Origin of the sequence: Lebetimonas sp. JS085 (assembly GCF_000523295.1) — a bacterium.
Lineage (GTDB): Bacteria > Campylobacterota > Campylobacteria > Campylobacterales > Nautiliaceae > Lebetimonas.
This window is the reverse complement of sequence record NZ_ATHR01000001.1, coordinates 80,806-102,825: the sequence shown is the minus strand read 5'-3', so window position 1 is coordinate 102,825 and position 22,020 is coordinate 80,806. Positions and strand designations below refer to the sequence as shown.

The 22,020-nt window shown below is 34.3% G+C and carries 21 protein-coding genes; 12 read left to right on the top strand and 9 right to left on the bottom strand.

The features are described 5' to 3' along the window. The first annotated feature begins 7 nt into the window (after positions 1–7). The 4 genes from DZ68_RS0100535 (at position 8) to ubiE (ending at position 3,214) form a co-directional block, all read left to right on the top strand. Positions 8–319, top strand: a complete 312-nt coding sequence (locus DZ68_RS0100535; protein ID WP_024786759.1) for a HypC/HybG/HupF family hydrogenase formation chaperone — start codon at positions 8–10, stop codon at positions 317–319. Then, entirely contained in the window at positions 312–1,430 is a 1,119-nt protein-coding gene (gene hypD, locus DZ68_RS0100530) for a hydrogenase formation protein HypD (protein WP_024786758.1), read from the top strand. Before DZ68_RS0100535 ends, hypD begins: the two co-directional genes overlap by 8 nt. A gap of 86 nt (positions 1,431–1,516) precedes the next feature. Then, on the top strand, positions 1,517–2,497 hold the full coding sequence (gene hypE, locus DZ68_RS0100525) for a hydrogenase expression/formation protein HypE (RefSeq protein WP_024786757.1): 981 nt from the start codon (positions 1,517–1,519) through the stop codon (positions 2,495–2,497). Positions 2,498–2,503: 6 nt separating this feature from the next. Beyond that, positions 2,504–3,214: a bifunctional demethylmenaquinone methyltransferase/2-methoxy-6-polyprenyl-1,4-benzoquinol methylase UbiE gene (ubiE, locus tag DZ68_RS0100520; RefSeq protein WP_369792203.1), complete on the top strand. Its 711-nt coding sequence runs from the start codon at positions 2,504–2,506 to the stop codon at positions 3,212–3,214. Here the strand turns inward: ubiE and acs are convergent. The 6 genes from acs to uvrC form a co-directional block, all read right to left on the bottom strand. Next, the gene (acs, locus tag DZ68_RS0100515) at positions 3,211–5,163 is read right to left on the bottom strand and encodes an acetate--CoA ligase (protein WP_024786755.1); all 1,953 of its coding nucleotides are present in this window, start codon (positions 5,161–5,163) and stop codon (positions 3,211–3,213) included. The genes ubiE and acs overlap by 4 nt on opposite strands. A 121-nt stretch (positions 5,164–5,284) precedes the next feature. Next, on the bottom strand, positions 5,285–5,803 hold the full coding sequence (gene ppa, locus DZ68_RS0100510; RefSeq protein WP_024786754.1) for an inorganic diphosphatase: 519 nt from the start codon (positions 5,801–5,803) through the stop codon (positions 5,285–5,287). After that, positions 5,761–6,618: a YihY family inner membrane protein gene (locus DZ68_RS0100505; RefSeq protein WP_024790483.1), complete on the bottom strand. Its 858-nt coding sequence runs from the start codon at positions 6,616–6,618 to the stop codon at positions 5,761–5,763. The genes ppa and DZ68_RS0100505 overlap by 43 nt, the downstream gene beginning before the upstream one ends. A 3-nt stretch (positions 6,619–6,621) precedes the next feature. Continuing rightward, positions 6,622–8,556, bottom strand: coding sequence for a ribosomal protection-like ABC-F family protein (gene abc-f, locus DZ68_RS0100500; RefSeq protein ID WP_024790482.1), 1,935 nt, complete (start codon positions 8,554–8,556; stop codon positions 6,622–6,624). Between the two features lie 123 nt (positions 8,557–8,679). Next, positions 8,680–9,450, bottom strand: coding sequence for a bifunctional riboflavin kinase/FAD synthetase (locus DZ68_RS0100495; protein WP_024789002.1), 771 nt, complete (start codon positions 9,448–9,450; stop codon positions 8,680–8,682). Further along, positions 9,422–11,281, bottom strand: coding sequence for an excinuclease ABC subunit UvrC (uvrC, locus tag DZ68_RS0100490; protein ID WP_035908475.1), 1,860 nt, complete (start codon positions 11,279–11,281; stop codon positions 9,422–9,424). Before uvrC ends, DZ68_RS0100495 begins: the two co-directional genes overlap by 29 nt. Positions 11,282–11,305: 24 nt before the next feature. On the opposite strand from uvrC, the gene DZ68_RS0100485 reads away from it, so the two are divergent. Continuing rightward, positions 11,306–12,445, top strand: a complete 1,140-nt coding sequence (locus DZ68_RS0100485; protein ID WP_024786749.1) for a cation:proton antiporter — start codon at positions 11,306–11,308, stop codon at positions 12,443–12,445. Here the strand turns inward: DZ68_RS0100485 and DZ68_RS0100480 are convergent. Together DZ68_RS0100480 and DZ68_RS10790 are read right to left on the bottom strand one after the other, a co-directional pair. Further along, entirely contained in the window at positions 12,435–14,081 is a 1,647-nt protein-coding gene (locus DZ68_RS0100480) for a sodium:solute symporter (RefSeq protein ID WP_024790480.1), read from the bottom strand. The genes DZ68_RS0100485 and DZ68_RS0100480 overlap by 11 nt on opposite strands. Beyond that, positions 14,078–14,251: a symporter small accessory protein gene (locus DZ68_RS10790; protein WP_173391317.1), complete on the bottom strand. Its 174-nt coding sequence runs from the start codon at positions 14,249–14,251 to the stop codon at positions 14,078–14,080. Before DZ68_RS10790 ends, DZ68_RS0100480 begins: the two co-directional genes overlap by 4 nt. Before the next feature lie 92 nt (positions 14,252–14,343). Between DZ68_RS10790 and DZ68_RS0100470 the strand changes: the two genes are divergently transcribed. Genes DZ68_RS0100470 through DZ68_RS0100450 form a run of 5 tightly spaced genes read left to right on the top strand, consistent with a single transcriptional unit; the run spans position 14,344 to position 18,744 of the window. Further along, positions 14,344–16,146 carry a thiamine pyrophosphate-dependent enzyme gene (locus DZ68_RS0100470; RefSeq protein ID WP_024786747.1) on the top strand — a complete coding sequence of 601 codons (1,803 nt, stop codon included), beginning with the start codon at positions 14,344–14,346 and terminating at the stop codon, positions 16,144–16,146. Beyond that, positions 16,143–16,667: a 2-oxoacid:acceptor oxidoreductase family protein gene (locus DZ68_RS0100465; RefSeq protein ID WP_024786746.1), complete on the top strand. Its 525-nt coding sequence runs from the start codon at positions 16,143–16,145 to the stop codon at positions 16,665–16,667. Before DZ68_RS0100470 ends, DZ68_RS0100465 begins: the two co-directional genes overlap by 4 nt. Further along, a complete protein-coding gene (locus DZ68_RS0100460; RefSeq protein WP_024786745.1) occupies positions 16,654–17,061 on the top strand; it encodes a PaaI family thioesterase in 408 nt (135 codons plus the stop codon). The genes DZ68_RS0100465 and DZ68_RS0100460 overlap by 14 nt, the downstream gene beginning before the upstream one ends. Beyond that, on the top strand, positions 17,058–18,353 hold the full coding sequence (locus DZ68_RS0100455) for a phenylacetate--CoA ligase family protein (RefSeq protein WP_024790479.1): 1,296 nt from the start codon (positions 17,058–17,060) through the stop codon (positions 18,351–18,353). The genes DZ68_RS0100460 and DZ68_RS0100455 overlap by 4 nt, the downstream gene beginning before the upstream one ends. Position 18,354: 1 nt before the next feature. Further along, positions 18,355–18,744, top strand: coding sequence for a hypothetical protein (locus tag DZ68_RS0100450; RefSeq protein ID WP_024786743.1), 390 nt, complete (start codon positions 18,355–18,357; stop codon positions 18,742–18,744). On the opposite strand, the gene DZ68_RS0100445 is transcribed toward DZ68_RS0100450, so the two are convergent. Continuing rightward, positions 18,721–19,149, bottom strand: coding sequence for a DciA family protein (locus DZ68_RS0100445; protein WP_024786742.1), 429 nt, complete (start codon positions 19,147–19,149; stop codon positions 18,721–18,723). The genes DZ68_RS0100450 and DZ68_RS0100445 overlap by 24 nt on opposite strands. 137 nt (positions 19,150–19,286) lie before the next feature. On the opposite strand from DZ68_RS0100445, the gene nadB reads away from it, so the two are divergent. Together nadB and nhaD are read left to right on the top strand one after the other, a co-directional pair. Next, positions 19,287–20,705 (top strand): L-aspartate oxidase, encoded by a 1,419-nt coding sequence (nadB, locus tag DZ68_RS0100435; protein WP_024786741.1) that lies wholly within the window; start codon positions 19,287–19,289, stop codon positions 20,703–20,705. Position 20,706: 1 nt separating this feature from the next. Further along, positions 20,707–22,014, top strand: coding sequence for a sodium:proton antiporter NhaD (nhaD, locus tag DZ68_RS0100430; RefSeq protein WP_024786740.1), 1,308 nt, complete (start codon positions 20,707–20,709; stop codon positions 22,012–22,014). The last annotated feature ends 6 nt before the right edge of the window (positions 22,015–22,020 follow it).

The following is a 22,020-nucleotide window of genomic DNA, read 5'->3' as shown; positions in this document are numbered from 1 at the left end:
AGTAAATATGTGTTTGGCAATACCGAGTAAAGTTTTAAAAGTTGATGAAAAAAATATGGCTGAGGTTGATACATTGGGGGTTAAAAGAAAAGTAAGCCTTGATTTAATCCAGGAAGAGGTAAAACCGGGCGACTATGTATTAATTCATGTCGGATATGCTATGAGTAAAATTGATGAAAAATTTGCACTTGAAAGTATTGAAGTGTATAAACAGCTGGCTGAAGCTTCGATGGGGGATGAAAATCCGATTGCACCTGAAGATTTGGTAAAAGAAGAAGGCCCGCTTTTATATAAACCGGAGGAGGCTGAGAATGAGTGAACTCAGTTTAAAAGATTTATATTTTAAATTCAGAGACCCAAACACCATAAAAGCTTTAAGTAAAGAAATCCACAGGCTTGCCAAAGATCTTGACGAGCCTATGAGGGTTATGGAAATTTGCGGAGGACATACTCATACCATCATGAAATACGGAATAAAACAGCTTTTGCCTGAAAATATAGAATTTATCCACGGTCCCGGATGCCCCGTATGTGTAATGCCAAAAGAAAGAATAGACCATGCAATCACCTTGGCAAAACAGCCGGACGTTATACTTGCAACTCTCGGGGATATGATAAGGGTTCCGGGAAGCAAATCAAGTCTTGCAAAAACAAGGGCGGAGGGTTATGATATAAGAGCACTCCATTCCACTTTTGATGTTTTAAATATTGCAAAAGAAAATCCTGATAAAAAGGTTGTTTTTTTTGCAATAGGATTTGAGACAACAACACCTATGACCGCCGCACTTATGAAAAGAGCTTTTGATGAGGGAGTTAAAAATATTTATTATCATATAAATCATGTTTTGGTTCCGCCTCCGATGAGGGTCATTATGGACAGCGGGGAAGCAAGAATTAACGCTTTTATCGGTCCCAGTCACGTAAGTGTTATAATAGGGACTAAAAGTTATCAGTTTTTAGTGGATGAATATAATACACCTGTTGTTGTTGCCGGGTTTGAACCGGTTGATGTAATGGAAAGTATTTTAATGCTGTTAAAACAAAAACTTGAAAAAAAACCCCGTGTTGAAAATCAGTATAAAAGAGCGACTACCTGGGATGGAAATGTGCTGGCTCAAAAAATGATTGATGAGTTTATGGAAGTGAGGGAAACTTTTAGATGGAGGGGGCTTGGAGACATACCTTTTTCCGCCCTTAAATTAAAAGATGAATATGCCGAGTTTGATGCTGAAAAAATATATGCGAATGTATTGCCAAATGAACCTATTGACGACCATAAATTATGTATCTGTGGAAAAATTTTAAGAGGTCTTGCAAAACCGACCGACTGTAAACTTTTCGGCAAGGCCTGTACTCCTTCAACCCCTTACGGAAGCTGTATGGTAAGTGATGAGGGCGCATGCAATGCTTATTACAGATATGCAAGATAATTAAAAATGGTGAAAATAGTGAATGGTGAGTAGTGAGTGGTGAGTGGTGAGCAGTGAGTTGTAATATTAGTATAAAGGAGATAAAAATGAATAAAATAACTCTTGCATACGGCGGAGGAGGAGAAGAAACCAATAAACTCATAAATGAACTTTTTTATAAATATTTCAATAACGATATTCTGACAAGCGCCGAAGACGCCGCTGTTTTAAATGCAGACGGAAAAATAGCTTTTACGACAGATTCTTTTACCGTCAGCCCTCTTTTTTTTAACGGAGGAAATATAGGAAAACTTGCAGTTGCCGGAACCTGTAACGACTTGGCTATGATGGGTGCGAAACCTGAATATTTAAGCTGCGGTTTTATGATAGAAGAAGGTTTAGATTTTGAAACACTCGAAAAAATTGTTAAAACAATGAGTGAAGAGTTGAACAAAATAGGGGCGAAAATAGTCTGCGGTGATACAAAAGTCGTTCCTGCCGGAAGTGTTGATAAAATTTTTATAAACACCAGCGGAGTGGGGCATATACAAAAAGAAAATATTTCAGCCCATAATCTTACACCCGGAGATATTGTATTGGTTAGCAGAGATATTGGAAAACACGGCAGTATCATTATGGCCCACAGATACGGTGTGGATACCGAAGCAAAAACCGACTGTAAAATATTATGGAATGAAATAGAATCTCTTATAAATGAAGGTATAGATATAAAAGCTTTGCGTGATGCAACAAGAGGCGGATTAAGCGCTGTTTTGAACGAATGGGCAAATGCAAGTAACATTGGTATTGAAATAAATGAGGAAAAAATCCCTGTCAGTAATGATGTTGCGGGTCTTTGTGAAATTTTTGGATTTGAACCTATGGATTTGGCAAATGAAGGAACCTTTATTGTAGCCGTAAGTGAAAAAGATGCCGAAAAAGCCGAGGAAATATTAAAAAAATTTAATCCGAACGCTTCTGTTATAGGAAAAGTAACACAGGGAAATAAAGTTGTATTAAAATCACCATGGGGTTCAAGCAGATATATTGAACTTCCAAAAGGTGAACTGCTGCCGAGAATTTGTTAAGGAGAAATTGTGCAGAAAAAAATAGTTGAAATGTTTGATTCCATCGCTCCCAAATATGATGTTGCAAACAGAATATTAAGTTTGGGGATTGATAAAAAATGGAGAAAAGAAGCGGTAAAGGAAGCTGTTAGTAAAATTGACAAAAAAAATTTAAAAATACTGGATGTTGCCTGCGGTACGGGCGATATGATTGATATATGGAAAAATACGATTAAAAATAAAAAACTGAAAATATGCGGTTTGGACCCAAGCAAAGGAATGCTTGAAGTAGCGAAAAAAAGGTTTCCGGAAATTAATTTTTATAACTCATATGCAACCGATGTTCCCTGTGAAAACAGTTCCGTTGACGTTATTTCCATTTCTTTTGGTATAAGAAATGTGCTTGAAATTGAAAAAGCCCTGAGAGAATTTAACAGAATTTTAAAAGAAAACGGCAAACTTTTAATTTTGGAATTTGTAAAATCGGATAAAGAAAAAAAATTTAGAAAATGTATAGATTTTTATACAAATAAATTTTTACCTAAAATAGGGGGAATTATTACTAAAAACAAAGAGGCGTATGAATACCTGCCTAAATCCATTGAAAATTTTTATACGGTAAATGAACTGAGTGATTTATTAAAAAAAGCAGGTTTTGAGGTTGAAAAAGTTAAATTGTTTAATTTTTCACAGGTTGCCATGATTATTGCTGAGAAAGCAGGAAAACCTGCTAATTAAAGTTCGCAGGTGTTAACTATTGCGATAATTTCTTCAACAACCTGAGGATTTTCAAGAGTTGAAGTATCCTGCGTAATTTCTTCGCCTTTTGCAATGGCTCTGAGTATTCTTCTCATAACTTTACCGCTTCTTGTTTTTGGAAGTCCCGGAACAAATGCAAAATTGTCAACTGTTGCAATTGCTCCGATTTCTCTTTTGATAATTTCATTTACTTCTTTAATGAATTCAAGCTCTTCTGCAATATTTTCAGGATTTTTAAGTACAATATATGCGAATACACTTTCACCTTTTATTTCGTCGGGTTTTCCTACAACCGCAACTTCGGCAACTTCAGGATGGAATTTAACGGCATCTTCTATTTCTGCGGTTCCGAGTCTGTGTCCTGAGACATTGATAACATCGTCCACCCTTCCTGTAATCCAGATATAACCGTCTTTATCATAAATTGCACCGTCTCCGGAGAAATATACAGCTTTTCCGTTCTTTTTGGCAGTGGAGAAATAACTTTTTACAAATCTCTCAGGATCGCCCCAGATAGTTCTTATCATACTTGGCCACGGTTTGGTTATACATAAAAGACCTTTTTCGTTTTCAGGCATTTTATTACCGTTTTCATCTATAATTTCGGCAAAAATTCCAGGAAGAGGAAATGTTGCACTTCCCGGTTTAATAGGTGTTGCCGCAGGAAGAGGGGAAATCATATGACCTCCTGTTTCCGTCTGCCACCATGTATCAACAATTGAACATCTATTATTTCCTACTACTTCATAATACCATTTCCATGCAGCAGGGTCTATCGGTTCTCCCACGGTTCCTAATATTCTAAGAGAGCTTAAATCGTATTTTTTTGGTTCATCCGCACCGATTTTGTGGAGAAGTCTTATTGCCGTAGGGGCTGTGTAAAATTGGTTGATTTTATAATTTTCTACCATTTTCCAGGCTCTTCCCGCATCCGGATAAGTGGCAACCCCCTCAAACATAACCGTTGTTGCCCCGGCCGCAAGAGGTCCGTAAACTATGTATGTATGACCTGTAATCCATCCTATATCGGCTGTACACCAGAAAGTGTCGTTATCTTTGATGTCAAATACCCATTCCATTGTAAGCTGTGAGTGGAGGATATATCCGGCCTGGGAGTGTTGTACACCTTTCGGTTTACCAGTTGAGCCTGATGTATAAAGTAAAAACAACGGATCTTCGCTGTCCATCACTTCCGGATCGCATTTGCTTGATTGATTTTGAATAAGTTCATTATAGCTTACATCTCTTCCCTCTATCCAATCTATATCTTCATTGTTTCTTTCCACTACAATTACTTTTTCTACAAAATCTATTCCTTCAAGAGCTTTGTCAACGGTAGGTTTTAACATATAAGGAGCCCCTTTTCTAAATGCCCCGTCGGCTGTTATCACTATTTTGGCATTTGCATCTATGATTCTGTCTTTCAATGCCTCTGCGGAAAATCCTCCGAACACTACGCTGTGAATTGCTCCTATTCTTGCACACGCAAGCATTGCATATGCGGCTTCCGGAATCATAGGCATATAAATTACGACCCTGTCCCCTTTTTGAACACCGAAATTTTTTAACAGATTAGCAAATTTATTAACTTCTTTATAAAGCTGAAGATATGTGATTGTTTTATTTTCTCCGTTGTCGCCTTCCCAGATAATAGCGGCTTTGTTTTTTTTATCTTCAAGGTGTCTGTCTATGCACTGAAAAGTAACATTTAATTTTCCTCCGACAAACCATTTGTAAAAAGGTGCGTTGCTTTCATCCAGAACCTGTTCAAACTCTTTAAACCATGTAATTTTTTCTTTTGCAAGTTTTGCCCATGTCCCTTCGAAATCTTTTTCAAATTTTTCCACCATTTCTCTATAATCATCCATACTTTTAAAAACAGGGTTTTTGAATAATTCTTTATGAGGATAATAAATTTCACTTGTCATTGAAACTCCTTTTTTTATTTATTGTAATGCAAATATAAATCAATGATGTTAAAATAAAAAAAAGAATAGACAAGTCAATTAAATATTGTGAAGATTGGTAACAAAAAAAGAGAAAAAGAGTTTATTTGTTATAGTTTTGGATAGCTTTATTTATAAGCTCCATCGCTTTTTCTTTTCCTTCAAAGCCTGTAACTTTAACCCATTTGCCAGGCTCAAGGTCTTTATATGTTTCAAAAAAATGTTTGATTTGATTTAGTTTAATTTCAGGCAAATCTTCCAAAGAATTAATTTTTGCCATTTGAGGGTCCAGTTTAGTAACAGGAACGGCTACTATTTTTTCATCCTGCCCGTTTTCGTCTTCCATTATTAAAACACCGATTACCTTTGATTTAATAACGCATCCCGGAACAACGCTTTCGGTTGAGAGAACCAATATATCAATCGGGTCACCGTCATCTGCAAGAGTATTGGGAATAAATCCGTAATTTGCAGGATAAAACTGGCTTCCGTAAAGAATTCTGTCTAAACATACGGCACCGCTAACTTTATCTATTTCATATTTTATATTGCTTCTTTGTGGAATTTCTATAACAGCATTTACTGCTTCATCTTCGGTTGGTTTAATTTTTGAAATATCCATAATTTCTCCTTTTTTTCTGTAATTATATCTAAATATTTAATTAAGTAAATTCCGCCTATATAGATTATCCAGTTAATATAAATCCATAAAAACACAAACATTAAAGTGGCAATGGAGCCGTAAATAGATGTATATGTTTTATTGATTAACACATAATAAATAAATGTGTTTTTAGCTGTAAAAAAGGCGATTGTTACAATAAATGAGGAAATTAGCGTTGATGTTGTTTTTTCGTTTATTAAAACTATTTTATATGATAAAAAAAATGTTATCCATATAAGTAAAAAAGGAAGAATTTTCCCTAATTTTATCCATGAGGTTAAAGTGGATTTGTCAAGAAAAAACTGAAATTTTATAGACAGATACATAGCAACTCCGAAAAGAATCGGAAAAAGCGTAATCATTGTCCAGTAAAGTTTTATTCTCTCCCAGATATTCTTTTTGTTCTGTTTAAAAATTTTTGAGACTATTTCCTCGAAGTTGTTAAAAAACAGAATGGATGTTACCACTATATAAATACCTCCGATTATTCCCATTTTGGATGAATTTGTTAAAAAATTTTGAAGATAAGATGAGATTATTTCTTTATTTGTAGGAAGCAGGTTTGAAGATATAAAACCTTCCAATTTATCATATATATCCGAAAAAAATGGAGAGCCTGCTATAAAAGAAAGAATGATAAGAAGAATAGGGACAAGAGAAAAAATTGTATAAAAACTCATAGCTGCGGCATATAGTGTAATTTCATCCAAAATATCTTCTTTTAAATGTTTAAGAAAAATATAAGAATTTTTGATAGATTTTTTTGTATCCATTTTTTATCCTTGTATAAGGGATTCTTTTTTTTCTTCGAGTTCAAGATATCTTTCCACTTTTTCATCATAAAGTTTTTTAATCTCTTCCAATTCCCCGGTTAGGTTAACAAGACCTTTTTCATTATAACAATCAGGATTGCTTAAACATTCTTCAATTTCCGCAATGCTTGCTTCAAGCTCTTCTAAAAGTACAGGCAGTTCTTCAAGCTCACGCTGTTCTTTGTAAGAAAGTTTTGTCTGTTTTCTTTTTGGCTTTTCTTTTTTTTCATTTTCTATTTTTAATTTTTCGTTTTCGATTAATTTTAGCTCTTTTTCAATTTCGAGAAAATCCGTATAAGGTATGAAACTCTCTTCCACAATACCGTTTCCTTTGAAAATAAACAGCTTTTTTGCAATTTTATCCACAAAATATCTGTCATGGCTTACAAAAATTACACTTCCTTCATAATCCATCAGATATTCTTCCAAAATATTAATAGTCGGAATATCCAAATCGTTTGTCGGTTCGTCTAAAATCAATACATTAAAATCTTTGGTAAAAAGAAGTGCAAGTGCAACTCTTGTTTTTTCACCCCCGCTTAGAACACCTATTTTTTTTGTTAGATATTCGGGCGGGAATAAAAATTCTCTTAAATATCCGTAAACATGCATATTTCTGCCTCTGACATTTACCCTGTCTCCTCCTTTCGGGCAAAAAGTTTCTATTAAATCTTTGCTGTCGTTAAGCATTGATTTTCTCTGGTCCAGATAACCTATTTTTATATTTTCCCCGATTTTTATTATTCCCTCATCGGGTGTTTCCTCTTTTGTTAGAAGCTTTAAAAACGTAGATTTTCCGCTCCCGTTTTTACCGACTATTGCAATTTTGTCTTTTTGTAAAATTCTTGTGCCAAAATCTTTTATTAATAATTTATTTCCAAGGCTTTTGCTTAAATTTTCAATTTCGAACATAACCTTTTTTTTATTGATTTTGTCTTCTTCTTTTGCCAAAAGTTCCCGCTTTAGCTGCATTTCAATCTGTCTTATTTCCATTTTGTCATATTTTACTTTCTCTTTAAGTTCCAATACCCTTTTTTTTCTCCCTTCGTTTCTTTTAAGTCTGGCTTTAACGCCTCTGCTCAGCCATTCCTCTTCTCTTTTAAGAAGTCTTATTTCGTTTTCAAATTCTTTTTCTTTTGCTTTTAGAAGTTCCTCTTTTTGTTTTAAATAACTTGCATATCCGCCTTTGAAACTTCTGAGGCGGCAGTTTTCAAGTTCTATTACCCTTGTGGCGACTCTGTCTATAAAATATCTGTCGTGGCTTACCACTAAAAAGGTATATTTTTCTTTAAGAAGCATTTCTTCCAAAAATTCAGTCATATACACATCAAGATGGTTGGTCGGTTCATCCAAAAGCAAAACATCCGGTTTTTGAAGCAAAAGACTTGCAAGCGCCACTCTCCTCTGTTCGCCCCCGCTGAGAAGTGATATATCTTTAAATTCATATTTTTTTAAATCAAATTCCTGTAAAATTCGCTCAATCCTGTCATCCAAATTCCATGCATTGTGGAAATCAAGGAATTTTGAAATTTTGTCCATTTCCATTTGAATTTGAGGGTTATCCGGGTTTTTTGCAAATGCTTGCGCAAAATGCATGTATTTTTGATAAGCTTCTTTGAATTCGGTAAGTTCATTTTCGATGGCCTCTCTCACACTAAGACCTGTGGGAAATGTTGGGGTTTGTTTTAATCTTTTTATTTTTATGCCGTTTTTTGTAATTATTTCTCCCTCATCGGCTTCTACAGTGGCGTCAATTATTTTCATAAGAGTAGATTTACCGCTTCCGTTTTTACCTATAAGCGCTACTCTTTCGCCCTCGTCAAGATGAAATTCTATATTGCATAATATTTTTTGAGCTTCAAATTTTTTGCTTATATTTAATAAATCTATTAGTGCCAATTTTGCCCTTTGTTATCTTTTTGTAATTTTACCTTGTTATCCTTTTATTGCAAAATAACAAAGGAGGTGAAAATGAAAGTAGATATTTTGGTGTTAATAGCAACATTTTTGCTTATTGCTACTTCATTGGCAATAGCTGCCGTTTAAATTTTCAATATCTTCTAAAATCTGTCTTTTTAAATCAGATAAAGTATCAAATTTTTTGTTTTCCCTTAAAAAATCAATAAATTCAATTTCTATAAATCCATTTTCACTACTCACCATTTTTACATTGTCACTTATTATGTGCGTCTCAATTGAAAAATTTCCATCGGTTGAGCGCTTTCCAATAAAAGTAAGCGATTGAAAATTATTTGTTTTGGTTATGTAAACCCCTTCTTTAGGAATTACATACGGCTTAAAGAGTTCTATATTAATTGTTGGGACCAACTCTTTTTTTCCAAGCCCCTGACCTTTTATTGGTGTTCCTTTGATTTTATAACTTCTTCCTAAAAATTTATTTGCTTTTTTTATATCGTTTTTTATAAAGTTTCTGATGATATGGGCATGCACCCCGATTTCTTCTATTTTAATCTCTTTTATTACCTCAACTTCAAAATATTTTTTTAATAAATTAATATCTCCACTTCTGTTTTTGCCGAATTTAAAATCATCACCAACCACAATTTTTTTTACATTCATTTTTTTTAATATTTTTATAAATTCAACAGGTTTTAAATGTTTTATTTTTTCCAAAAACATAAATTCACACCCTAAATTAGTATATTCGCATCTGTCAAACCCCGGTGTGATTGAGCTTCCTTTTTCTATAACAATAAAAAAATCCACTTTTTTTAAAATTTTCTGATGTGCGATGTGCATTCCGTCAAAACCTCCAATTGCCACTGTTTTCATTTTTTTCTTTATAAAAATTATATATAATCAATGCATCTTTTTTATTTAAAACCTTTTCCAAATCTTTTAAAGATGCGTTTTTAATATTTTCAAATGTTCCAAAATAGTTTATCAGTTTTGTCATTTTTGCTTTTCCTATGCCTTTGATGTTTAAAAGTTCAATCTGTGTGTCATTTTTTCTTTTGGTAATTCTGTGAAATTCTATTGCGAATCTGTGCGCTTCATCCCTTAAATTCTGCAAAAACATAAGCCTTTTGTCATTTTCGTTTAAATTAATTTTATCAATTTTCCATTTTCCGTTTTCCATTTTCCATTGAAAATAGAGTGTATCCTTTGCCTTGCCTTTGGCTCTGTGAGCTTTAGCGTCAATTTTTTCTTTTGCAATTCCTAAAATATCAATGTTTGCACCAGTTGAGTCAATTATTTCCTTTGTTATATTTATCTGGGCAGGCCCCCCGTCAATGAGCCAAAGCTCCGGCGGGGGTGTTTTATCAAAACTTTTTGCCCTTCTTGTTAAAAGCTCTCTCATTTGGGAATATTCGTCTTTTCCTTCTAAATGATAGTGTCTGTATTCAGACTTTTTGAATTTTTCATTTTCCCAAACCACCATTGCCCCGACTGTTGCCTCTCCATGCATATGGGAAGTGTCGAATACTTCTATTTTATATGGTATGTTTTGTAAATTAAACAGCTTTTTTATTTCAAATAGAATATTGTTTTCTTTTTGGTTTTTCATAATTTCATTTGCATTAATTTTAGCCAAATTTATTAAATTTTTTCTCTCTTTTGTGGTCGGTGTAACTATTGAAATTTTTTTTTTGAATTTTTCACTTAAAAATTTGCTTAAAGCAGTTCTTTCCTCAAAATCTTCACCCACTAAAATTTTTGAGGATGTAAAAGGAGTTTCTCTGTTATAAAATTCTAAAATAGCTCTTTTATAGGTTTCATTTTTATCTATTTCAGTTTGAGCATTTATTATATTGTGAGTGCCGGAGACTACTTTTCCCTCCCTTACAAATATTCTGATTATTACAGCCTTATTATTAAATGTTTCTACAACAAAAATGTCCAAATCTTCAAGTTTTGCCAAATCTACATTAGAATAAATTTCGGCATTTTCTATAGATTTTATTCTGTCTCTGATTTCAGCCGCTTCTTCAAACTGTAATTTTTTTGCAAATTTTTCCATTTTTTTATAAAGAATATTTAGAATTTTTTCTTTGTCATGGATTAGTTCAATTGCTTTATTTATATATTTTTTATATTCTTCCGGGTTAATCTTACCAACGCATGGCGCCAGACATTTTCCTATCTGATGATAAAGGCATGCTTTTTTATTTTTCAAACAGCTTTTTGACTGAACAAGGGGAATTTCTTCATATATTGTTTTTAAAATCGCACCCGCACCGCTGCTGAACGGTCCGAAATATTTTATATTTTTGCCTTTTATTATTTTTCTTGTTATTTCAAGTCTCGGGAAAAGCTCATCCATATCCACATAAATATAAGGATATGTTTTATCATCCCTTAAAAGAATATTATATTTGGGTTTTAACTGTTTAATTAAAGAATTTTCAAGTATAAGTGCGTCACTTTCACTTTCCACGACTATATAATTAAGCTCTTTTGCCTCATTTATCATTTTATATATTCTCGGGGCTAAATTATCCGCCGCTCTGAAAGGATTAAATCTAAAATAGCTTTTTACTCTTTTTTTCAGGTTTTTTGCTTTTCCCACATATAACAGTTTGCCGTTTTTATCAAAATACTGATAAACTCCCGGTTTAGGCGGTAAATTTTTTATTTTTTTTGCAATATTCTCCTTTTTGATAAAATTATACTAAAAAAGGTTAAAATGAAGCTTGAAATAGAGAGTCTGGTGGTAGTGGCATTAATAATAATTGCCGGAATTATTGCACTTGAGATTAGTTTTTCCCCCGCTATTTTTGAAATTATAGCGGGAAGTATAGCCGCTAATTTTTTCCATATGAGCGATTTAAAATGGGCGGAATTTCTGGCAAACGTGGGACTTTTGGGGCTTATGTTTTTTGCGGGGCTTGAGAGCGATTTAAAACTTCTTAAGAAAAATTTTATAAAAGCCGTTTTTATAGGGGTGTCTTCTTTTTTATTGCCGTTTGTTTCAATATTTCTGATTAGCAAATTTATTTTACTTTATTCCCTTAAAGCGTCTTTGCTAATAAGCATAGCGCTTTCCACCACCTCTCTGGCACTCGTGTATCCGCTTTTGAAAGATAAAAATATGCTTCATCTTAATTCCGGTCAGACGCTTCTGGCCGGGGCTATGATTGTGGATATAATCAGTATGTTTTCACTGAGCTTTTTGTTTGAAGGAATAAATTATCAGAATATTATTTTTTTAGGCGTACTGTTAATAGTAATGTTTGTTTTGCCTAAATTCGGTGAAAAATTATTTGCCAGATACACAGGCAATCATATAGAATTTCCTATAAGGTTTATTATTGCAATTTTAATTTCAATCGGTTTTCTCTCAAAAGAGATACATATTAACGAAGCTGTTTTAGCGTTTGCCCTGGGAATATTTTTTTCTGAATTTTTAAAAGAACATGAAATGATAGAAAAAAAATTAAGGGCTATAATATTTGGATTCGTGGCTCCTTTTTTCTTTTTTAAAGCGGGTTATTCAATTAAACTTGACGTTATTAATTTTAAGATTTTATTTTTGAGTATAATACTTGGAATTATAGCGTTTGGCACAAAATATCTGGCGACCGTAATTGCGACAAAACCGTTTTTTAAAAAAAGTGTTTATAAAATTGCCGGGCTTTTTTTTAATATGAGACTTACATTTGGAATAGTGGCGAGTGTTTTCGGACTCGAATTTAAAATTATTGATGTAAATACTTATGTTTCTCTGTTATTAATTATAATTTCAACATCTTTGGCCGCCTCTGTTTTAATGAAAAGAATGCCGAGTGAAATTACAGAGGAAGAGCTGGAAGATTTTATCCTCTAACGCCAAAAGCTTTTTTTATCGTTTTTGTGTCAGGTTTTGTAATCATTGTAACTATTATCAAAGTTATTGTTGAAAGAGGAAGGGCGATAACCATGGCATCTACAAAAGCCCATTTGCTGTGGCCCAAAATAGAATTTACACCAAAAAGCGCCTTGGCAATGCCCAAAGCTTTTGCTTCTTTGAAATGGCAAAACAACAGCCAGAATAAAGATACAAAAAATCCGGCAAACATACTTGAAATTGCCGCTGTTTTAGTGATTCTTTTTGAAAAAAGTCCAAAAATAAAAGAAGGTAAAAATACAGATGCACAAAGCGCAAAGAAAATAGCCGTACTTCTCGCAATAATTGCCGGGGCCTTTTGAAATTTAAAAGCTAAAAATACTGAAAACAGAATAACAATGACAATTCCGATTTTTGTCCATAAAGTGGTTTTGTTTTTATCAGCCCCGAGTGTTTCAAAAATGTCCCTGCCGACAGCCGTCCCCATTGTGTGAAACTGACTTGATAAAGTGGACATTGCTGCTGAGATAAGAGCAAAAAGGAAAATAAATCCAAACCAGTGCGGCATCGCCGTATTTATAAAATGGGGGATTACTTTTCCAATTGCCCCCGCCGCTTCAAGGGCGTTTTTACCTCCGTAATTTTCAAAATACCATGCATTGCTTAAACTTCCCACAACAAAAATAACACCTGTCATTGCCAAAATGAAAATCCCTCCTATTAATACAGCCCTGTTTAGTTCTTTTTTGCTTTTTACGGTCATAAATCTCACTATAAGCTGTGGCTGGGCAAGTACTCCGATCCCGACACCAAGAGTAATCGTGGTTATTACAAAAAGCCAACCAGGAGATAAAAATGACGGCATTTTATTCCAGCCCTGAAATCCCCATATCTGAGATAATTTCATCATAAAATCGCCGCTTCCCGGAACTAAATCTTTTAAACCGGTATTTGAAAGCTTGTCTATTACCGTAATTTGCCAAACGTTATCAAGTTTTGCGAATGCTTCGTTTATTCCCCCCAGTGAATAAAACACCATTACTATTAAAACAATCATAGCTAAAAACATTATTGAACCCTGAAGGGCATCGGTATACATAACCCCTTTAAGCCCGCCGGCTAAAACATAAGCAGTGATTATCAGTGAAAATATTAATAATGCTATGTGATAATCCACATGAAAATAGATACTGATAAACTGAACACCTCCGATTAGAACAGCCGTGGCATATAACGGCATAAAAAATAAAATTATAAGTGCGGCAAAAATCTGAATAAATTTTGAATCATATCTTTTGCCCAAAAACTCAGGAAAAGTGTGGGCGTCGAGCCTTAAGCCCATTTTTCTTGTGGGGTTTCCTATAAATACAAAAGCAATAAAAATTCCGACAAAAATATTTAAAAAAGTAAGCCACAAAAGCGAATTTCCAAGCCATGCCGCCACTCCGCCGAATCCGACAATTGCAGCAGTTGAGATAAATGTGGCACCGTAACTAAGAGACATTACAAACGGATGTGCCTCACGGCCCGCTAAAAGATAATCTGTTGAATTTTTTGTTTTTGAATATCCCATCCATCCAAGATATGTCAAAGCGAACAGATAAAGAATAATTAGTGCAATTTCCCAAAAGCTCATAGTAACTCCTCGTTAAGCTCTTTTTCTTCATCGGCCCATTTTTTTAGAAGCATTTCATTGCTTTCCTCATCACCTTTGTTCCAATTAATCAAACCGTAAATCACACAAAGCAGGGCACTTAGTATTGTCAGCCAAAAAGCTGAGCAGACGCCTATATCAAAATGGCTCATTTTTTTCCTTTTTTTTAAATTTTAATATAAAATTAATTGATATTTAAACTTTTTTGATATTATTATAAAAATTGATAAATAAAAGGGAAAAAATGAAACAGACATTAATGGGTAATGAGGCAATTGCATATGGACTAATGCACAGCAATACTCAAATTCTAAGCGGGTATCCCGGTACCCCCTCGAGTGAAATATTAACGACTTTTGAAAAAATTTCTAAAAATCTGCCTGTTTATGCAAAGTGGGCGACTAATGAAAAAGTGGGATTTGAAGTGGCTTTTTCCGGTGCAATAGCAGGACTGAACAGTGCTGCCACAATGAAACAGGTAGGGCTTAATGTGGCAAGTGATGCCTTAATGAGCGCAAGTTTTATAGGCAATATTGGCGGGTTTGTTTTAATTGTTGCGGACGACCCCGGCTTTCATTCATCCCAGACAGAACAGGACAGCCGTGAATTTGCTAGGTTTGCAAGAATTCCCGTTATCGATCCGGCAACCCCTGCCGAAGCATATGAATTTACCATAAAGGCAGGTGAATTATCAAAAAAATTTCAAATACCTGTGATGCTAAGAAGCGTAATGAGGGTTTCACATTCAAGGGAAATAGTGGAACTGAAAGAGCATAAATTTGAAGCGAAGGAAGGAAATTTCCAAAGGGATATACCGAGATGGGCTGCAGTCCCAAGGGCTGGAAGACTGGCTCAGGCATATGAGAGGGAAGAAAAATTAGAAAAAATTAAAAAATATAATTATGAGGTATTTATAAAACCAAAAATCAATAAGCTCAAAGGTACAAAAAATTTAATCATCTCTAGCGGAGCGGCTTTTGGATATGTAAAAGAGGTAATTGATGAATTAAATTTAGATATCGATATATTAAAAATTGAAATGCCTTATCCTCTGCCGCTAAATCAGCTTAAAGATTTAATTAAAAAATATGAAAAAGTATTGGTAATTGAAGAGACCTATCCGGTAATTGAAGAAGAAATTAGAAGCCATAATGTTTACGGAAAAATGACAAATGATGTGCATTCAATTGACGAGATGACAAAAGAGAGAGTTTTAAAGGCTTTAAAAAATGTAGGTTTATATAATGGGGAAAATATTTATAAACCTGTATTTACCCAGAATTTTGAAGTGAAGCATAGAAAACCGAATTTGTGTCCCGGATGTCCTCACAGAGATATCTTTTTTGCAATAAAAAAAGTCTTTCGGCCTAAAAAATCGATATATCCTTCAGACATAGGGTGTTATACGCTTGGAATCAATCAAAAAGCAATCGATACGGTTTTATGTATGGGGGCCAGTGTATCAATGGCGCACGGCTTCAGTATTGCCGATAAAGAAAAAACGGTAATTGCAACAATAGGTGATTCAACGTTTTTTCACTCAGGTGTTGCACCTCTTATTAATGCAGTTTATCAAAAAGCTAAATTTATACTTGTGATTTTGGATAATTCAACCGTTGCAATGACGGGAAGACAGGCTACACCCGAGAGGGCTGCCCCCGGGAAAGTTGATTTGAAAAAAGTTGCTGAGGGGTGCGGTGCTGAGGTAATGGAGTATTTTTACGAGCCTGATATTAATAAAACCATAAACTTTTTTAAAGATGTAAAGAAAAAATTTGAAAATGTTGAAGTCCCTTTGGTTGTAATTAGCAGACAATTCTGTGTGTTGGATAAAGAAAAAGCAAAAGAAAACTTAAAAGGCATTTTTGCTACAGTGGATGAAGATAAATGTGTTGCTTGTGATGTATGCACCACCCAGTTTGTATGTCCTCCAATGGCATATAATGAAAGGGGAAAAATAGAAATAGACCCGCTTTTATGTGTTGGATGCGGTGTGTGTATCAGCGGGGTTTGTCCTACGGATGCCTTCATAAGGAGAGATAAATGAAATATCAGATACTTTTAGCAGGATTTGGCGGGCAGGGCGTTGTATTTTTAGTAAAGGTACTCAGTATTTGTGCCGCTAAAAAAGGGTATAAATTTTTAGGGACGGAAAATCACGGAATGAGTCAGAGAGGCGGAAGTGTGAGTTCTCATATTAAAATAGGCGAATTTTATAACCCGTTGATTGATTACGGACAGGCTGATTTATTAATCGGGCTTGATCGGGATGAAGCACTTATAAATCTTACATATTTAAAAAAAGGCGGGGACTTGGTTGTAAATGCGCCTGATTTTCCTGAAATAGAAGCAAATGAATATATAGTTGATGCAAACAGACTGGTGGAAGTTGGTCTGTTTGATGCTAAAGGGCTTAATGTGTTTATGCTGGGAGTTGCATTAAAAAATGTTAAAAATTTTCCTTTCAGCGCTGATGAGGTAAAAGAAGCCATAAAAGATATTAATCCAAAATTTGCCAAAGCTAATTTTGAAATATTGGATAAAGCGATGAATTATGGAGAAAATTAAATTATATTTTAATGAAAATGCCGAATTTGGCAAAAATATAGGCATTGGACTAATAGATGTAAAATACGGATATGCAAAGGCAAAAATGAAAGTATCCACATTTCATTTGAATCTGGCAGGTGTTTGTCACGGAGGTGCTATTTTTACACTGGCTGATTTTGCGTTTGCCGTGGCAAGCAACTCTTTTGGGAAAATTGCCCTGGCAATCGATACGAGCATATCTTTTATAAATGCTGCAAAAGAAGGTGATGAATTAATTGCCGAGGCAAAACTTATTGCCGAGAGTAACCGTTTGGGCACATATGAAGTTAAAATAACTAATAAAGATAAAATTATTGCTTTTTTTAAAGGAACTGTTTATAAAACAAAAAAAGATTTAAAGGAGATAAAATGATTTATAATAAAATAGAAAGTGCAGGCAGGGAAGAGATCGAAAAAGTTCAGCTTAAAAGATTAAAAGAAGTGGTAAGCAGGGTTTATCATTTAAGCCCTTTTTATAAGAAAAAATTTGATGAATTAAACATAACTCCTGATGATATAAAATCACTTGAAGATATACAAAAACTTCCATTTACTAAAAAACAGGATTTAAGGGACAATTATCCGTTCGGACTTTTTACTGTGCCGATGAGTGAGGTTGTGAGAATTCATTCATCTTCCGGAACTACCGGAAAACCTACTGTTGTGGGATATACAGCTCATGATATGGATGTATGGAACGAAGTGATGATAAGATGTTATTATATGGCGGATGTCGCAAGTAAAGATATAGTTCATAACGCTTACGGATACGGGCTTTTTACAGGCGGACTCGGATTTCACGAAGCGGCTCAAAAAATCGGGGCTGCAATAGTGCCTGCAAGCGGTGGATTTACCCAAAGACAGTTAATGTTAATGCGTGATTTTGGGGCTACAATTCTTTGCGCAACTCCTAGTTTTGCTTTGCATTTGGCAGAAGAGGCCAAAAAAGAGGGGCCTGAATTTAGGAAAAATTATAAGCTTAGAGCCGGTTTTTTCGGAGCGGAACCGACAAGCAAAGGACTTAGGGAAGAAGTTGCAAAAGCGTGGCGGATAGATTATTACGAGGTTTACGGACTCAGTGAAATAATCGGGCCCGGGGTCAGCTGCAGCTGTAACATGGGAGAAGGGCTTCATATAAACGAAGACCATTTTTATCCTGAAATAATAGACCCGAAAACAGGGGAAGTCTTACCTGAGGGTGAAGAGGGCGAACTTGTTTTAACCACTCTTACCAAACATGCACTTCCGATAATAAGATACAGAACAGGCGATATTACAAGACTTGATAGAACTCCTTGTGCATGCGGCAGAACGTTTGTAAGGATGGAGAGTGTAAGGGGAAGGGCAGACGATATGCTGATAGTAAACGGCGTAAATGTGTTTCCTTCCCAGGTTGAGCATGTAATAGCAAATACTGAAGGGGTCAGTTTAAATTATCAGATAGTTGTGGATAAAAAAGGTTATTTGGATAAGTTGGAATTGATGGTTGAAGTTGATGAGCGTATTATGTTTGATGATGTTGCAAAACTTGAAAAAATTAAAAAAGAACTCCAACAGGCACTTTTGAATAATTTATACATTAATGCCATTGTTCATCTGGTTGAGCCAAAAAGCATAGAAAGAAGTATGGGTAAAGCAAAAAGAATAGTAGATAAAAGGAAATAAAATGAAACAGATTTCAGTGTTTTTGGAAAGGAAAACAGGAAGGCTTAAAGAAATTACCGAGGCTTTGGCAAAAGAGAATGTCAGTATTAAGGCTATTACACTGGTTGAAGCAAGTGATTTTGGAATACTCAGAATTTTGACAAAAGATGTTGTAAAAGCTACCGAAGCAATAGAAAAAAGCGGTTTTTCTCTAACTCTTAGCGATGTGTTAATAGTTGAAGTTGATGATGAAATAGGGGCTCTAAACAAAATTGTTTCAACATTAAATGAAAACGGTATTGATATAAATTATTGTTATACAGTTAATTCGGATAGAAAAGGTTCTTTTGCATTTAAAGTTTCGGATATAAACAAAGCGAAAAAAGTTTTAACCGGGTTTAGAGTTTATTAAATTTTTTATTTCTTCAAATTTTTTTCTTAAATTTTCTTTTTTTGCTTTTATTTTAAATTTTCCCGCCTCTTTAATATAAAATTTTATTTCTTTTGGAGGTGTTAAAGGTTTTTGGTATTTATAAAATGTAACTATTTTTTTTGGATTTATACTGTTGCACTGATTTGCCTTGTGGAGTGTTTTTATAATAGAAAAAATTATATTTTTATTATAAAAAATCTCCTGCCTTAAAGCGGGATGTGATACTTTTATATACAAAATCTCTCCTTTTAAAGAATAAGAAGTTATATATTTATTGTATTTACGGGGCATTAGTGCTATAATTTTTTTTAAACAACGTTTTTCTTGTAATTTATCATTAAAGGGATTAAATAAATGTTTAAGTATATCTTTTGCTTTTTTCATATTATAATTATATCTGTTTTTTTAGGATGTGGCTATAAGGCAGACCCTGTTTGGCCAGGTAAAGAACAAAATATAACCAAAGAAATTAATTCAAGTGAACTTAAAATTATAGAAATAAACAATACTATGGAGATAAAATGAAATTTGACGTAGTTATAATAGGAAGCGGAATCGCCGGACTTTGGGCAGCAAAATATATAAATGACTATTCTGATTTGTCAACTTTAATAATTACAAAAAAAGAAGTGTGGGATGCAAACAGTTTCTATGCACAAGGCGGAGTTACAATGGCTCTTGATAAAGAGGATGTGCCTGCTCATATAGAAGATACTATTAGGGCGGGGAGTTTTCACAACAATAAAGAAATGGTTGAAATTTTATCGCGTTCGTCTCTTAAATTAAAAGAGGATTTAAAAAATTACGGCTTTAAATTCGAAGGTGTTACAAGAGAAGCGGCACATTCAGTCCCGAGGGTTTATCATGCCGGAGGAGACGCTACAGGAAGGGAACTTCACAGGTTTTTAATAAAAAAAGACAAAAGTTATTTATTAGATAATGCAGTAGTTTTTGATTTATTAATAGAAGGTGGTGTCTGTTACGGTGTGAGTCTGCTTAAAAACAATAAAAAATATAATGTTTATGCAAATAATATAATACTTGCAAGCGGGGGAATAGGCGCTTTATATAAATATGACACAAACGCAAGAACTATTTCGGGGGATATTCAGGGAATTGCAATAGAAAAGGGAATGGAAATAAACGATATGGAATTTACACAGTTTCATCCTACTGTTTTCATAGAAAGTAAATTTTCTCAAAAACTTCTTTTAACCGAAGCTTTAAGAGGAGAAGGTGCTTATGTTGTTGATGAAAAAGGAGAGAGATTTTTATTTGAATATGATGAAAGAGGGGAGCTTGCAAGCAGAGATATTGTAAGCAGAGCTATTTTTATGCATCAGCAAAAAGGCCATAAAGTGTTTTTGGACGTAAGTATGTTTGAGGAGGAATATTTTAAAAACCGTTTTCCTACAATTTTTAACAAACTGAGGGATTATGATATAAAGGTGCCTTTTGAAAAAATTCCTATTTCTCCTGCATTTCATTATTTTATGGGTGGAATTGTGGTTGATGTGAATGCTAAAATAAAAAATTTTAAAAACCTTTATGCTGCCGGGGAAGTGGCAAATACGGGAGTTCACGGTGCTAACAGGCTTGCAAGCAATTCTACGCTTGAATGTTTTGTATTCGGCAGAAAAGCCGCAAGGGATATATTAAAAAACAGATTTAAAACTGATGAAAGAATATTCGATATAAATGATGAAATATTATTTAAAGAAAATGATAAAAAATATAAAAATATGTTAAGGGAAATAATGTGGAAAAATGTTGGTATAATTAGAACAAAAAACGGTTTAAGTGAGGCGTTGGATTTCGTTGAAAAACATATTGATAAGCTCGGGCGGCTTACAAAGTTGAGATTTCTAACGGCAAGGGAAATAATAAAAGCGGCTATTAAAAGAAAAGAGTCTCTCGGGGCTCATTACAGAAAGGATTAAAATGCATGAAGAAATTGTAAATTACACTCATACATGGGTAGGAATAGCTGTTTTGGCTATTTTTGTTGTTGGATATTATTTTATTGCAACAGAAGAAAAATTTGAAATAAATAAATCAAAACCGGCACTTTTTATAGGTACTTTTTCTTTTTTGCTTATAGGTACATATTTTTGGTTAAACCATCTTGACCCTTCACCGCTGCACGAAGAGCTTAAACATCTGATTGAAGAAATAGCGGAGATTTTCTTTTTCTTAATGGTTGCCATGACATATATAGAAAGCCTGATAGAAAGAGGTGTGTTTGACGCTTTGAAATACCGTTTGATTTCAAGAGGCTATACTTATAAAAAAATATTTTGGATAACGGGAACACTTTCATTTTGGATAAGCCCTTTTGCCGATAATTTAACTACAGCGCTTATTCTTTCAACAGTACTGATTACTATAGATAAACATAATATCAATTTTTTGGTTCCAGGTGCCATAAATATAGTGGTGGCTGCAAATGCCGGGGGTGCATGGTCTCCTTTCGGGGATATTACGACACTTATGGCTTGGACTGCAGGAAAAGGCGAAATAATAGATTTTTTAGCACTGTTTCCGGCTGTATTTATAGGATGGCTTTTAAGTGCTTGGCTTTTAAGTCTTTTTGTACCAAAAGGCAAGCCTCATTTTGATGCTTTGACCACCCCTAAAGCTGAAATAAAAAACGGTGGAAAAGTTATTATATTTTTAGGCGCTCTTACCATTGCCATTGCGGTATTTGGCCACATAGTGATGCATTTTCCGGCAATGTGGGGAATGATGTTCGGTTTGGCATTATTGGAAATTTACAGTTTTTATCATAAAAGGAAATATAAAGAAAAAATAGATGTGTTTGTTAATATGACCAAAATAGAACATGATACACTGCTTTTCTTTTTCGGTATTCTTTCGGCGGTAGGCGCGCTGTATTTTCTTGGATGGCTTTTTTATGTTACCAAACTTTATGAAATAATAGGCCCAACATGGGGAAATATCGGTGTTGGATTTATAAGTTCTATTATAGATAACGTTCCTGTAATGGCGGCTATCTTAAAAGCCGACCCTCCAATGGATGCAGCCCAGTGGATGCTTGTTACAATGACAGCCGGGATCGGTGGAAGCTTAATCAGTTTTGGAAGTGCCGCCGGTGTTGGAGTTATGGGTAGAATGAGAGGGATTTATACATTTAATACACATATAAAATATGGTTGGGCCGTATTAATCGGATATCTCCTAAGCTGTGCCATCTGGTATGTTCAGTTCGAAATTCTTCACTGGTATTAATTTTCC